Origin of the sequence: Sphingomonas sp. PSPC2-2 (genome assembly GCF_049897725.1) — a bacterium.
Classification (GTDB): domain Bacteria; phylum Pseudomonadota; class Alphaproteobacteria; order Sphingomonadales; family Sphingomonadaceae; genus Sphingomonas.
In genome coordinates this window covers 155,279-169,620 of record NZ_JAFCWU010000007.1, presented here as the reverse complement: position 1 = coordinate 169,620, position 14,342 = coordinate 155,279, and the positions used below count along the sequence as shown (strand labels likewise).

General features: G+C 65.1%; 12 protein-coding genes. 7 read left to right on the top strand and 5 right to left on the bottom strand.

Going from position 1 to position 14,342, the window contains the following annotated elements; all coding sequences use genetic code 11:
- Positions 1–116: 116 nt before the first annotated feature.
- The 7 genes from ACP7BY_RS14110 (at position 117) to ACP7BY_RS14080 (ending at position 8,856) form a co-directional block, all read left to right on the top strand.
- Positions 117–350: a hypothetical protein gene (locus ACP7BY_RS14110; protein ID WP_033967305.1), complete on the top strand. Its 234-nt coding sequence runs from the start codon at positions 117–119 to the stop codon at positions 348–350.
- On the top strand, positions 343–1,182 hold the full coding sequence (locus ACP7BY_RS14105) for an SPFH domain-containing protein (protein WP_171010458.1): 840 nt from the start codon (positions 343–345) through the stop codon (positions 1,180–1,182). The genes ACP7BY_RS14110 and ACP7BY_RS14105 overlap by 8 nt, the downstream gene beginning before the upstream one ends.
- An 87-nt stretch (positions 1,183–1,269) precedes the next feature.
- Positions 1,270–3,777: a DNA topoisomerase (ATP-hydrolyzing) subunit B gene (gene gyrB, locus ACP7BY_RS14100; RefSeq protein WP_033967304.1), complete on the top strand. Its 2,508-nt coding sequence runs from the start codon at positions 1,270–1,272 to the stop codon at positions 3,775–3,777.
- A gap of 66 nt (positions 3,778–3,843) precedes the next feature.
- Complete coding sequence (locus ACP7BY_RS14095; RefSeq protein WP_171010457.1) at positions 3,844–5,505, top strand: MFS transporter; 1,662 nt, start codon at positions 3,844–3,846, stop codon at positions 5,503–5,505.
- A gap of 4 nt (positions 5,506–5,509) precedes the next feature.
- Positions 5,510–6,631: an HlyD family secretion protein gene (locus ACP7BY_RS14090; protein WP_137902462.1), complete on the top strand. Its 1,122-nt coding sequence runs from the start codon at positions 5,510–5,512 to the stop codon at positions 6,629–6,631.
- Positions 6,628–8,016 (top strand): efflux transporter outer membrane subunit, encoded by a 1,389-nt coding sequence (locus tag ACP7BY_RS14085; protein WP_137902461.1) that lies wholly within the window; start codon positions 6,628–6,630, stop codon positions 8,014–8,016. The genes ACP7BY_RS14090 and ACP7BY_RS14085 overlap by 4 nt, the downstream gene beginning before the upstream one ends.
- 75 nt (positions 8,017–8,091) lie before the next feature.
- Positions 8,092–8,856 carry a class I SAM-dependent methyltransferase gene (locus ACP7BY_RS14080; RefSeq protein ID WP_033966452.1) on the top strand — a complete coding sequence of 255 codons (765 nt, stop codon included), beginning with the start codon at positions 8,092–8,094 and terminating at the stop codon, positions 8,854–8,856.
- A gap of 6 nt (positions 8,857–8,862) precedes the next feature.
- On the opposite strand, the gene ACP7BY_RS14075 is transcribed toward ACP7BY_RS14080, so the two are convergent.
- The 5 genes from ACP7BY_RS14075 to pgmG all read right to left on the bottom strand — a co-directional run bounded on the left by ACP7BY_RS14075 (position 8,863) and on the right by pgmG (position 14,301).
- Positions 8,863–9,906 (bottom strand): sensor histidine kinase, encoded by a 1,044-nt coding sequence (locus ACP7BY_RS14075; RefSeq protein ID WP_126845939.1) that lies wholly within the window; start codon positions 9,904–9,906, stop codon positions 8,863–8,865.
- Positions 9,903–10,346 (bottom strand): response regulator, encoded by a 444-nt coding sequence (locus tag ACP7BY_RS14070; protein ID WP_033966453.1) that lies wholly within the window; start codon positions 10,344–10,346, stop codon positions 9,903–9,905. The genes ACP7BY_RS14075 and ACP7BY_RS14070 overlap by 4 nt, the downstream gene beginning before the upstream one ends.
- A gap of 2 nt (positions 10,347–10,348) precedes the next feature.
- A complete protein-coding gene (locus ACP7BY_RS14065) occupies positions 10,349–11,869 on the bottom strand; it encodes a sensor histidine kinase (RefSeq protein ID WP_033966454.1) in 1,521 nt (506 codons plus the stop codon).
- Between the two features lie 66 nt (positions 11,870–11,935).
- Positions 11,936–12,658: a 3'-5' exonuclease gene (locus ACP7BY_RS14060; protein WP_033966455.1), complete on the bottom strand. Its 723-nt coding sequence runs from the start codon at positions 12,656–12,658 to the stop codon at positions 11,936–11,938.
- Between the two features lie 245 nt (positions 12,659–12,903).
- Positions 12,904–14,301 (bottom strand): phosphoglucomutase/phosphomannomutase PgmG, encoded by a 1,398-nt coding sequence (gene pgmG / locus ACP7BY_RS14055; RefSeq protein ID WP_033966456.1) that lies wholly within the window; start codon positions 14,299–14,301, stop codon positions 12,904–12,906.
- Between the last annotated feature and the right edge of the window lie 41 nt (positions 14,302–14,342).

Here is a 14,342-nt window from a genome sequence, read left to right as displayed (position 1 = left end):
GCATCCCGATTGTCATTGTGTCGCACCCGTAACAGGCCGATATTCCCCCTCGCGCTTCCGATGAAGCGCTGCGGCCCCGGCATCCTATCGGGGGCGTTCCGGGGCAAAGCTCTTTCATGAAATCGCTGGATCTGTGGCTCGTCGGCTTCGGCTTGCGCTGCGCAGGGCTGCTCGTGTGCGAGCTCGCCTGTTTCGCGTTCGTCATCCCGACGCTGTTCAATTTGCATAGCGACGCGGCGGATGCCGCGGCCGCGCTGATCGCGCTCGTCGCGTTGGTGGCAGGCTTCCTGTCGGTCACCGCGCTGACGCGCGAATTCACTCTCCTCTTGCTGGACAAGGACCATGACTAAGTTCGTTCGTTTCGTGCCGCTGCTGCTGATCCCCCTAATTGCGATCGTGCCGATGAGTTCGTGCAGCCGGGTCGAGCCGGGGCATGTCGGCATCAAGGTGAGCAATTTCGGCAGTTCGGCGGGCGTGTCCGACCATGCGCTGGGCGTGGGCTGGTATTTCACGCCGGTCGGCACCAACATCTATGAATATCCGATCTACACCTCGACCTATGCCTGGACCAAATCCTCGACCGAACAGAGCGGCAATGATGAGGAGTTTCCGTTTCAGGATCGCAACGGGCTCAACCTGTCGGCGGACGTGTCGGTCGCGTATCGCGTCGACCCGGTGAAGGCGCCGATCCTCTTCCAGAAATACCGGATCGACATGGCCGGGATCGTCGCCGGGCCGCTGCGCAATGCGGTGCGCAGTGCGCTGAACGAGGAAGCGGCCGGGCTGGGGATCGAGGAGATTTACGGGCCCAAGAAGGCGGCGTTGCTGTCGGCGGTGCAGCGCGATGTCGCGCGCTATTTCGAGCCGGTCGGGCTGCATGTCGAGCAGCTCTATTGGGCGTCGAACATCCGCGTGCCGGATCAGGTGCTGAGCCAGATCAACACCAAGATCGCCAATGAACAGGCAGCGCTGGCAGCGCAGGCGAACGTCGCGACGGTCAAGGCCAATGCCGATGCGCGCATCGCCGATGCCGAGGGCAAGGCCAAGGCGTCGCAGATCGAAGGCGATGCGCTGCGCGCGAACCCCGCGATCCTGCGCCAGCGCGCGATCGAGAAATGGGACGGCAAGCTGCCGACCTATAGCGCCGGGAGCGGGCAATTGCCGTTCATTACCGAAAAATAGCCGTATCCGGCCCGGGGCTCTGCGCACCCCGGGCCGGGAAACGCCATTTTGCTTCCGTTTTCGCGTGCGCGACCGTATAGGCTTGGCATGGCAGAAGACCCCAATACCAACGATTATGGCGCTGACTCGATCAAGGTGCTCAAAGGCCTTGACGCGGTGCGCAAACGCCCCGGCATGTATATCGGCGATACCGACGACGGCTCCGGCCTCCACCACATGGTGTTCGAGGTGTCGGACAATGCAATCGACGAGGCTCTGGCCGGGCATTGCGACCGGATCGACATTACGCTGAACGCCGATGGATCGGTGTCGGTGGAAGATAATGGCCGCGGCATTCCGACCGGCATCCACACCGAGGAAGGCGTTTCGGCGGCCGAGGTCATCATGACCCAGCTCCACGCCGGTGGTAAGTTCGAGAACACGTCGGACGACAACGCCTATAAGGTGTCGGGCGGTCTGCACGGCGTCGGCGTGTCGGTGGTCAACGCGCTGTCCGAATGGCTCGATCTGACGATCTGGCGCGACGGACAGGAACATTATATGCGCTTCGCGTTCGGCGATGCGGTGGCACCGCTCAAGGTCGTGGGGCCAGCGCCGGGCCGCAAGGGCACGCGCGTCACCTTCTTCCCGAGCCCCGCCACCTTCAAGATCACCGAGTTCGATTTCGACAAGCTCGAACATCGCTATCGCGAGCTCGCTTTCCTCAATTCGGGCGTGCGGCTGTATCTCAACGATGCGCGCCACGAAGAGGTGAAGACGGTCGAGCTCTATTATGAAGGCGGCATCGCTGCGTTCGTGAAATATCTCGATCGCAACAAGATCCCGCTCATGCCCGAGCCGGTGGCGATTGCGGGCACGCGCGACGACGTGACGATCGACGTCGCGCTGGAGTGGAACGATTCGTATTACGAGAACGTCCTCGCCTTCACCAACAACATCCCGCAACGCGACGGCGGTACGCACATGGCGGCGTTCCGCGCGGCGATGACGCGCACGCTCAACAATTATGCCGAAAAGTCGGGGCTCCTGAAGAAGGAGAAGGTCACGCTGACCGGCGACGACATGCGCGAGGGGCTGACCGCGATCGTTTCGGTCAAGCTGCCCGACCCGAAATTCTCTTCGCAGACTAAGGACAAGCTGGTCTCGTCCGAAGTGCGCCAGCCGCTCGAAAGCCTGATGGCGGACAAGCTCGCCGAATGGCTCGAGGAAAATCCGGCGCACGGCAAGGCGATCGTCGCCAAGATCATCGACGCCGCTGCTGCGCGTGAAGCCGCCAAGAAGGCGCGCGAGCTGACGCGGCGCAAGGGCGTGATGGACATCGCGTCCCTCCCCGGCAAGCTGGCGGATTGCCAGGAGCGCGATCCGGCCAAGTCAGAACTGTTCCTGGTCGAAGGGGACTCGGCCGGCGGTTCGGCCAAGCAGGGCCGCGACCGGCATTTCCAGGCGATCCTCCCCTTGCGCGGCAAGATCCTGAACGTCGAGCGCGCGCGCTTCGACCGGATGCTGTCATCGAAGGAAATCGGTACGCTGATCCAGGCGATGGGCACCGGCATCGGGCGCGACGATTTCAACGTCGAGAAATTGCGCTACCACAAGATCGTCATCATGACCGACGCAGACGTCGACGGCGCGCATATCCGCACGCTGTTGCTGACGTTCTTCTATCGGCAGATGCCCGACATCATCACCAACGGGCACCTCTATATCGCGCAGCCGCCGCTGTATAAGGCGACGCGCGGGCGCTCCGAGGTCTACCTCAAGGACGATAACGCGCTCGACGACTATCTGGTCGAGAATGGCGTGGCGAGCACGGTGCTGGAAGGTGCTGGCGGATCGCGCTCGGGTGCCGATCTGCGTTCGCTCGTCGACCATGCGCGGCGGATGCGCACGCTGATGCGCTATGTGCCGCGGCGCTATGAGCCGACGATCGTCGAGGCGCTGGCCATGGGCGGTGCGCTCGATCCGGCGCTCGACCCCGAGGCGCGGCGTGCGGTGGTGGTGCAAGTGGTGCGCGGGCTCGATGCCGGTGATCCCGAGGCGCGCTGGTCGGCGCGGCTGGCCGACGATAGCGGTTTCCATGTCGAACGCGTGTGGCGCGGCGTGACCGATCGTCACACGATCGAGGGCGCGTTCCTGGGCTCGGCCGAGGCGCGCAAGCTCCATGCGCTCGCGGTCGAGCAGCAAGAGGCCTATGTCCAGACGGCGCGGATCGTGTCGAGCAAGGCCGCAGCGGCGGTGCAGGCCGAAGCCGATGCGGCGGCCGATGCCGCCGATGAAGAACCCGCAGCGCCGGCAGCGGTCGCCCCGTCCAAGGGCAGCACGATGGTCGCGCGGCCCTCGCAATTGCTCGAGGCGATTCTGGCGGCGGGGCGCAAGGGTCTCGCGATCCAGCGCTATAAGGGCCTGGGCGAAATGAATGCCGAGCAATTGTGGGAAACCACGCTCGACCCGCAAAACCGCTCGATGCTGCGCGTCGAGATCGAACAGGCCGATGTCGCCGACGAGATCTTCACGCGGTTGATGGGCGATGTGGTCGAGCCGCGACGCGAGTTCATCCAGGAGAACGCGCTGAGCGTCGCCAATCTGGACGTTTGATAGGCGAATTCCACCCCATGCGGCGGGGTGTTTGGGCGAGCGGTCGGGCAGGGAGCAGTTAGAGACGTGGCGGAATACGTCTTCAAACCGAATGAGCGCCCGACGCTGCCCGGCTCGCCCGCCAATCCGGAACATCCGCTGTCGCGGCATATCGGCTATTTCGCGGTGGGATGCCTGGTGGGGATCACCGGCGCGCTCGGCAATGCGCTGGTGCAGGTGAACCTCAATTTCGCGCAAGGCACGCTCGGGCTCAACACCAATGAGAGCGCGTGGCTGACCGCCGCTTATTACATGACGAATGTCACCGCGAATTTGCTGCTGGTGAAATACCGTCAACAATTCGGGTTGCAGTCGTTCATCCGCTACATGTTGCTTGCTTATGCGGCGACGACGCTGATGCATCTCTTCGTCCACGGTTTCTGGACCTCGGTGGCGGTGCGCGCGATGAGCGGAATCGCGGCGAGCGGCCTGTCGACGCTGACGCTGCTCTATCTGATGCAGTCGATGCCTGCGCCGAAGCGGCTGATCGGGGTGATGATGGGTATCAGCATCCCGCAACTGGCGACGCCGCTGGCGCGTGCTTTGTCGCCGCGGTTGCTCGAGTCGGGTGATTGGCATCATCTCTATTGGTTTGAACTGGCGCTGGCACTGGCCACACTCGCAGCGGTGATGGCGCTGCCCTTGCCGCCGAGCGAGCGCAGCAAGGCGTTCGAACCGCTCGACTTCCTCACCTTTGCGCTGCTCGCTCCGGGGTTGTGGCTGCTGATCGCTGTGCTGTCCGAAGGACGGATCGAATGGTGGACCGAGCGCGCCTGGATGGGATGGGCACTGGCGGGCAGCGTCGCGCTGGTCGCGGCGGCGCTGATCGTGGAGCATCACCGCGCCAGCCCGTTGATCAACACGCGCTGGCTCGGCACGCGCGAAATGCTGCGGCTGATGGCGATTGCCGCGTCGGTGCGCATTTTGCTGTCGGAACAGGCATTTGGCTCGATCGGCCTGTTGAATGCGGTCGGTCTGATCAACGACCAAATGGTCACGCTCAACCTGATCGTCGTGGCGGCCTCGATTGCGGGGCTGGTGGTGGCGATCTTCACGTTCGATCCACACAACGTAACGCGGCCGATCACAATCGCGATCATCCTGGTCGCCATCGCCGCGTTCATGGATTCAGATGCGACCAACCTGACACGCCCGAGCAACCTGTATTTGAGCCAGGCGATGATCGGCTTTGCGTCGCTGCTGTTCCTTGGCCAGGCGATGGTGATCGGCATCGCGCGCACGCTGCTGGCGGGCGGGCGCAATTTCGTGAGCTTCGTCGTGCTGTTCAGCCTCAGCCAGAGCGTTGGCGGGCTGGTCGGTACGGCGTTGCTGTCGACCTTTCAGGTGGTGCGCGAGAAATTTCATTCGAACATGTTGGTGCAGCATATCGTGGCGACGGATCCGTTGGTGGCGGCGCGGTTGCGCGCCGGGGCGGGGCGGGTTGCCGGGGTCGTCGGCGACCCGGCGTTGCGCAGTGCGGAAGGGGCCGCGCTGCTGGCGCAACAGGTGGCGCGCGAAGCCAATATCCTGGCGTTTAACGACGTCTTCCTGCTGGTCGGCGTGCTGGCTGCGCTGACGGCTGTGTGGGGCTATGCGATCCGCTGGTCGATCCGGCGGCGCGGCGAGATATCGCCGATTCTGCTCTTGCAACAAAAACAAACCCAGGCAGCCCAGGGTCACCAGGGATAATGAAATGAGCGACGCTTCCCCATCGACACCGACGGCCACCGCCCCCGATCCGCAGGTTGCGGCCCCGCGCGGCTGGGCCCCGCCCGTCAAATCGCGTCCGGCGACGATCACCATCGTCGCGCTGGCGGTCGTTGCGATCGTCATCATCCTCTATGCATGGCAATTGCCGCCGTTCGCGGGCTGGGCCGAGGAAACCGACAACGCGTATGTGCGCGGCCGCGTGACGATCATCAGCCCGCAAGTCAGCGGCTATGTCACCAGCGTGCCGGTGCAGGATTTCGCCGAGGTGAAGACGGGTCAGGTACTGGCCACGATCGACGACCGCATCTATCGCGCGCGGGTGGCGCAAGCGCAGGCCAATGTCGCGGCGCAGGAGGCGGCGCTGGCCAATTCCGCCCAGGCGCGACGTTCGCGCGAAGTCGCGATCCTGAGTCAGGAGGCCGGGATCGAGAATGCCAAGGCGCAATTGACGCGCGCCGAAGCCGACATGAAGCGCGCGCAGGCGCTGGTCGCCGACGGATCGATCTCGACGCGCGAATTCGACCAGACTCGTGCGACCCTGCTGGCAGCGCGTGCGGCGGTGCAGCAGGCGCAGGCCAGCCGCGCGATCGGTACGCAGGACGTGCGCACGGTCGCGGTCGGGCGCGGCGGGCTGGAAGCAGCGGTCGATGCCGCCAAGGCGCAATTGCGCCTCGCGCAGATCGATCTCGACAACACCATCATCCGTGCACCGACCGACGGACAAGTGTCGGAAATCGGCGTCCGACAGGGTGCCTATGTGACGGCGGGCACGCAATTGCTGTTCCTCGTACCCCACACCGTGTGGGTGGTGGCCAATTTCAAGGAAGCGCAGACGCATCGCATGGCCCCTGGGCAAAGCGCCCGATTCCGCGTCGATGCGCTGGGCAATGCCAGCTTGACCGGCCATGTGCAGAGCCTGTCGCCCGCTGCAGGATCGGAATTTTCGGTGTTGAAGCCCGACAATGCCACCGGCAATTTCGTCAAGGTGGCGCAGCGTATTGCGGTGCGCGTGGCGATCGATCCGGGGCAGGCGCTGGCGGCGCGGCTGCGACCGGGCATGTCGGTGGTGGTCAGCATCGATACCGACGGAAACCCCCGCCGATGAGCCGCCGCGCGACTGTGCTGCTGGCCATGGCGGTCTCCGCCTGTGCCGGGCCGACGGTGAAGACGGCGACGGTGGCACCGCTTGCTCCGGCACCGGCGTGGCGCACCGATCCCGGTCCGGTTGCCCCACTAGACCGGACATGGTGGCAGGGCTTTGGCGATCCGGTCCTCACCGAGCTGGTCGAGCGGGCGCTGGCCAACAATACCGATATCGGCGTCGCGGTCGCGCGGGTTCGCGAGGCGCGCGCCAATGTTGCAGTGGCGCGGTCGCAATTGCTGCCGACGCTTGACGCCAGTCTCAGCGGCGCGCGCTCGCGCGAAGTCGACGCGTTCGGTCAGCCGGAGAAGCAGACCGCAGGTGAACCGAAGCTGCAAGTCGCCTATGAGGTCGATCTGTTCGGGCGTCTGGCCGATCAGCGCTCGGCGGCGCGCGACGCCTATCTGGCGAGCGCGGCGGCGCGCGATGCGGTGCGGTTGTCGGTCGCGGGCGCAACGGCCAGCGGATACCTCACGCTGCGCGGGCTCGACGCGCGCCTTGAGGTCGCGCGATCGACGCTGGCGGCGCGCGCTGAATCGCTGCGGATCGCGCGCTCGCGGGTGGAGCACGGCTATTCGCCCAAGCTCGAGCTCGAACAGGCGCAGGCCGAATATGAAGCGACCGCGCAGATCGTGCCGCAAATCGCGCTTGCGATCGCGCGCGCCGAGGATGCGCTCAGCGTGCTGACCGGCGCGCTTCCGGTCGCGACGGCGCGCGGCACGACGCTGGATCGACTGGTCGCCCCACCGGTGCCGGAGGGCCTTCCCTCGGAGTTACTGCGCCGCCGCCCCGATGTCGCACAAGCCGAATATCAACTGGCTGCGAGCGACAGTTCGCTGGCCGCGGCGCGCAAGCGCTTCCTACCGCAATTGCGGCTCGGCGCGGCGGGGGGCGCGGCGTTTTCGACGCTGCTCACCAATCCGATCACGGTATGGTCGCTCGGTGGGAGTGTGCTCGCCCCATTGTTCCAGGGCGGCCGGTTGACCGCGCAAGCCGATGCCGCGGGCGCACAACGCGACCAGGCGGCGTTCGCTTATCGCCGCGTCGCTTTGGGTGCCTTTCGCGATGTCGAGGATGGGCTGGCGGCAGTGCACCGATTGGACGAGCAAGTCGCCTCGGGGGAACGGCAGCGTGCTGCGCTCGCCGAAGGGTTGCGATTGGCGACCAACCGTTATCGCGAAGGCTATTCCCCCTATCTCGAGCAACTGGATGCGCAGCGCGGCTTGCTCGGCGCACAATTGGCGCTGATCCAGACGCGGAGCGATGCGTTGGCCGCGCGCGTGCAATTGTATCAGGCGATGGGGGGTGGTTGGTCCGGTGTCGTCACCGACCGGGACGGTCCGGAGTAAGCGCGTGGCCTCTCTTTCGCGTGACTCGGGGCGGCCTGTTGGCGTAGATTTGCGCAAACGGTGAGGGGAAACAGCATGCGCGGTGTTTTGACGGGGTTGGCGGTGACGGCGCTGGTCGCAACGGCGGCAGTGGCAGCGGTTGAGCCCGCCTCCAAACATTCGCCGAAGGAAACGCAACGTGCCGTTGCCGCCGGGCTGGCCAATCCGGCGCGGGCCGATCAAGCGGGCGATGACGCGCGGCGCAAGGCGGCAGAGGTGCTGGCCTTTTCTGGTGTGGGGCCCGGTGACGAGGTGCTCGATTGGATCCCGGGCGGTGGCTATTGGACGCGGATCTTCTCGGGCACGGTCGGCAAGGCGGGGCACGTTTATGCGATCTGGCCGGCCGCTTCGGCCCAATCCGCCGCCAAGGGCGAAGCCGCGCTCGACGCGCTGCATTTGTACAATGTGACCACCAAGGTGCTGGGCTCGGGCATCGTGGCGGCATCTGAACCGGTCGATCTGGTGTGGACCGTCCAGAATTATCACGACGTCGCCAATAACGGGGGCGAAGCCGCGCTCGATCAGTTGAATGCCGAAGTGCTGAGGGCGCTGAAGCCCGGTGGTAGCTATGTCGTGATCGACCATGCCGACGCCGCGGGCACCGGCCTTAGCGGCACCTCGACCAAGCACCGGATCGATCCGGCGGCGGTCAAGGCGGAGGTGGTGAAAGCGGGGTTCGAGTTCGTCGGCGAAAGCGATGTCCTGCGCAATCCGGCGGACGACCACAGTGCCAACGTCTTCGACCCCTCCATTCGGGGGCACACCGACCAGTTCGTCTACAAATTCCGCAAGCCGCGCTGAGCGGACTTAGTCGAGCGCCGCGCGCAGCGTCGCGCGGACGCCGCTCTGCGCGCCGGTGTCATATTCGACGATGGTTTGCAGACTTTGCGCCATCGCACGGATGAGCTTTGTGCCCACGCCCGTGCCGGTGGGGGCAGCGTCTGCCTTCATGCCGATGCCATCGTCCTCCACCGCGAGCCGGAAGTGTGCGTCGCCATCGCCGTGCAGCGAGACGCGCACTTCGCCGCCATTGGTGGGATAGGCATATTTGCAGGCGTTGCTGACCAGCTCGGTGACGATCACGCCGAGCGACACCGCGCGATCGGTCGATAGCCGAATCGGTTCGGCGGCAAGACGAAGCGTGCGCGGTGCCGCCGGGGTGGACCAGGTCTCGCCCAGTTCATCGACCAAGGCACCGAGATACTCGCGCATGTCGACCTGTTCGACATCGTTGCTGGTGTAGAGCCGCCGGTGGACTTGCGCGATCGCGGTAATGCGGCGCTGCGTGTCTTCCAGCGCGAGCCGGGCATTGTCGTCATCGAGCGCGGTCGCCTGCATGCGCACCATCGCCGAAACGAGTTGCAGGCTGTTGGCGACGCGGTGGTTGACCTCGCGCAGCAGCGCTTCAAGCCGGGCGTTGCTGGCGCGCAATTGGTCTTCGGCGGCGGCCTTGCCACGCTCGAGCGCCGCGCGTTCGAGCACCTGCGCGAAGGCGCTGGCGAGCAGATCGAAGAAATCGACGCCGACGGTCTTCACGACATAGTCGGCGGCCCCGGCCTTCAACGCGGCGACGGCGATGCGGCCTTCCTCGGAGCCGGTGACATAAACGACCGGCGGCATCACCGGCAGCGTGTGGAGCTGCTCGAGCGTTTCCAGCCCGTCCATGCCGGGCATATAGTGATCGACCGCGATCAGGTCGAAGGGTTGGCTGCGCGCGAGTGCGACGCCCTCGGCACCGCCTTCGGCAACCGTCACCGCATAGCCATGGCGCGCGAGCGTGCGCGCGGCGAGCCGCCGCAACCCCGCATCGTCATCGATATACAGGACCGCAGGTGGGGCGGTTCGGTTCACCCCTCGGTCTCGGGGACCTGGATCACCGACAGGAACAGCCCGAGCTGGCGGATCGCCTGGGCGAAGCTTTCGTAATTGACCGGTTTGGTGATGTAGACATTGCAGCCGAGATCGTAGCAGCGCTGAATCTCGATCTTGTCGTCGGTGGTCGTCAGCATCACCACGGGGGTGCGGCGCAGCGGGCCGTCGGCGGCCTTGATCTTGGCAAGAATGTCGGTCCCGCTCATGTCGGGCAGGTTGAGATCGAGCAGCACCAGCGCCGGGCCGTTGCGCTGCGGGCCGGCGGCGTTGTTGAACAGATAGTCGAGTGCGGTGGTACCGTCGGTGAAATGGGTGATGTGATTGAGGATACCCGCGCGGCGGATGTTCTTTTCGATCAGGCGGGCGTGGCCTTCATCATCCTCGATCATGATGATGCTGACGCTTTGGTGGTCGTTCATATTCAGCTTTCCCGAGAATCGCCGTTGGTCATGTCGAGCTTGGCCGGCAGGTTCAGCCGGAAGGTGGTACCCCGACCCAGTTCCGACGCCATTTCGATCACGCCGCCCAAGCGATACGCCAAGGCACGGACATGGGCCAGACCGATTCCTTCGCCCGGCTGATCCTGGTTGCCCGAGCGGCGGAACAGGTCGAACACGCGTTGATGGTCGCTGGCGGCGATGCCGCGACCATTGTCCTCAACCTCGATCATAACCCGCTGCCCGTCGCGCTGGCCGCGGACCACGATCTGCCCCGCACGATCGGGGCTGAGGTATTTCACGGCGTTTTCGATGAGGTTGGACAGGATCTGCTCGATCGCAAGCCGGTCGCTGACGATCGCCGGGAGCGGGTGCTCGATCGCGAGCGTCGCGCCGCGATGGTCGAGTTGCTGCGTCAGGCTTGCGCCGATCGTATCGACCATCGAGCCGAGGTCGAGCGGCTCGGGGACGATGACGCGCCGCCCCTCGCGCGACAGCTTCAGGATGGCGTTGATCAGCCGGTCCATCTTCTGCGTCGAGGTACGGATGAATTTGATCGCCTCGGGCAAATCCTCGCGCGCCGCCAGCCGGGCGTCCTCGGTGACGATGTCGGGCGCGCGCTGCTCGGCCCGATCGATCAGGTCGCCAATCGTGGCGGTCGCGCTTTCCAGCTCGGCGGTGAAGCCCATCACATTGACCAGCGGGCTGCGCAGGTCGTGGCTCACGATGTAGGCGAAACGCTGGATCTCGTCATTGGCACGGGTCAGGTCGGCGGTGCGCTCCTTGACCAGATCCTCCAATGTATCGGCGAAATCGCGCAGTGCATCGTGCGAGGCGGCGAGGTCGCGGGTGTAACGCTGCACGGTCAGCAACGAGATCAGGGCAACCAGAACGAGCAACAGCCCGGCAAGCGCGAGCGTGGCATAAAAGATGCGGACGCTCGCCTGTTGTTCGGCGTCGCGGATGGCGAGCAGGCGTTGCTCCTCGGCGACCATCGCATCGGCCACACGGCGGACGGCGCGCATCCGGCGTGCGCTGGTTTCATCGCGAAACAGCGTTAGCGCACCGAGCCGGTCCCCGCGCACGATCGCCGCAATCGTGCGTTCGCGCTGTGCGGTCAGATCGGCGATGAGCACGCGCAGGTTGGCGATATTGCGTTGCTGGCGGGGATTGTCGCGCGTCAGAGCGGCGATCCGCGCCAGCGTCATTGGCAATGTCGCCATCCCGGCGCGGTAGGTGTCGAGATAGACTTGCTCGCCAGTCAAGACGAAGCCGCGACGCGACGTTTCGCTTTGTTCCACCAGGATACGCGCGCGGTCGATCGCGAGTTCGACCTCATAGGTGTGGTTGACGTCGCGCGTATGGCCTTCGTTGCGCGCGGTCGACCAGCCGGCCGCCACGCCCACCGCGATCAGCGCGGCAAAGCCCAGCCCCATGCAGGTAAGCAGGAAGCGCTGCATGCGCCCTTCGCCAATGCCAAATCCCTGAACGATGCGTTCGAACATATGCGCCGCCCTTACGCAGGCCTTGCGCGAAACGCCAGCCAGCGGTTGTTGACCTGGATCAAGTGGTTAGGCAGCGCGGCGGCGCGCGCGCTCGGTCTCGGCGGTGAAGCGGACGTCCTCGTCGCGATCCTCCAGCATGGTGGCGATGGTCTCGTCGCTTGCCTCGCTCCACTCCTTGCCGCGATCGGGCCCCTGGCGCACGCGCGGCAGCAAGCCGGGCACGCTCGACCAGGCGAGCAATTGGTCGATGCCGACCGCGTTCAGCATGTCGCGCAAGTGGAAGGCAGTGACATAGGCGTCGGGAAAGGCGCGGTGCGCGGGCAGGCCGCGTTCGTGGATCAGCCCCTCGGGCTTGCGCCAATAGCGCAGCATCTGGTTGGAGAAGGTCGGGCTGTCCGGCCACAGCCGCAGCGCGCATTTCCAGGTGCAGATCCACGGTGCATTGCGGGTGAGCGCCGGGCTGCAGAATTTCTCTTCATAGATCGAGCGGTGCGCGGCGAGCGCGACGCGCTTGGGATAGGGATCGAGCACCGCGCGCGCGACATCGTGCCAGAACGGCGCATCGGCGACCTGTTCGTCGAGAATATGGTGGATGGTCTGGGTGAGCGGCGGGATCGGGCGACCGGGATTGACCAGCCGCGCGCCGCCTTCGCCATGGATTTCCCACCGACCATCGGTGCCTAATGCCACGTCCTGCCAGCCGATTTCGCACACGCCGTGGACGGGCGGGGCTTCCCCGGTGGTTTCAAGGTCGATGACGCGGATGATCTGGGGTGGGGGCGGGGGCATTGGGACTAGGTGGCGTGTTCTGCTGCGGATTGCGAGCGGAGAAGAAGGGTTTGTTCGCGCGGAGGACGCGGAGAAGGAGAAGGATTTTTCACGCGAAGGCGCGGAGGCGCGAAGGAGTCCTTGTCCGGCGGTCCGCCGGACAAGTGAGTGGATAAACCGCCTCGCGGAAAATCCATCTTAGTGGCTTCGCGCCTTCGCGTGAAAACCCTTCTGCGTCCTCCGCGCCTCTGCGCGAACCAATCTCCTCAGTGCGCCGCTTGCTCACCCCGGACGAGGCCGCTGAGTGCGAGCTGGTCGTCGATCATGCCGAGCAAGCGATCCAGCCCGGCCTGATCCTTCGCCTCGGCGCGCGCGACGAGCACGTCTTGGGTGTTGGAGGCACGCAGCAGCCACCAGCCGTCGGCGGTGTTGACTCGCGCACCATCGGTGCGGTTGACGTCGGCCCCTGCCGCCTCGAGCCGGTCGAGCACTTCCTCGACCACCGCGAACTTGCGGCTTTCATCGACCTGGAAGCGCATTTCGGGGGTGTTGACCAAGGCCGGCATCGCGCCGCGCAAATCGGTGATCGACTTGCCGATCATGTGCGCTGCGCGGATCAGGCGGACGGCGGCATAATGCGCGTCGTCGAAACCGTAAAATTCGTGCGCGAAGAAGATGTGGCCGCTCATCTCGCCCGCCAGCGGGCTGTCGGTTTCCTTCATCTTCATCTTGATCAGGCTGTGGCCGGTCTTCCACATCAGCGGCTTGCCGCCGAGCTCGCTAACGCGGTCGAACAGCATTTGCGATGCCTTCACATCGGCGATGATCACAGCACCAGGCAGTTCCTTCAGCACAGGTTCGGCCAAAATGGACAGAATCTGATCGCCCCAGATGACGCGGCCCTGCCCGTCGATCGCGCCGATGCGGTCGCCATCGCCATCGAAAGCCAGTCCGAAATCGAGCTGCTTCTCGGCGACGAGGCGCTTCAGGTCGGTCAGGTTCTTTTCATCAGTGGGATCTGGGTGATGGTTGGGAAAATTGCCGTCGACATCGGTGAACAGCAAGTGATGCTCACCCGGCAGGAGCTTGACGAGCTTCTCGATGATCGGGCCCGACACGCCATTGCCGGCGTCCCAGCCGATCTTGTAGCTGCCCCCGGCATAGCCCGCGACCAGACGACCGACATAATCGTCCTCAATGTCGGCGGTGGAGACGGTGCCGCGGTCGGCCTCATCGGCGACGACATCCCAGTCGCCTTCCGTCGCCATGCGGCCAAGGTCCTGAATGTCCGCGCCGAAAAACGGCTTGTGCTGCAAGACCATCTTGAAGCCGTTATACTCGGCGGGATTATGGCTGCCGGTTATCTCGATGCCGCCATCCACTTCTAGCGTGGCCTCGGCATAATAGAGCATCGGCGTCGGCCCCATGCCGATCCGCACGACATCGACACCGACGGCGGTGAGGCCGCCCACCAAAGCCGCTTCCAGCTCGGGCGAGGACAAGCGGCCATCATAGCCGACCGCGACGCGCGTGCCGCCCGCGCGGCGCACGCGCGTGCCGAAACCGCGACCGATCGCGTCGGCGTCGGCGGTGCCGAGCGTCTTTCCCACGATCCCGCGAATGTCATATTCGCGCAAGGACGTCGGGTCGAAACGGTGCGTCATGATAGCTCCTGTTGGTTGGATGCGTGCCTAATCGGTGAAAC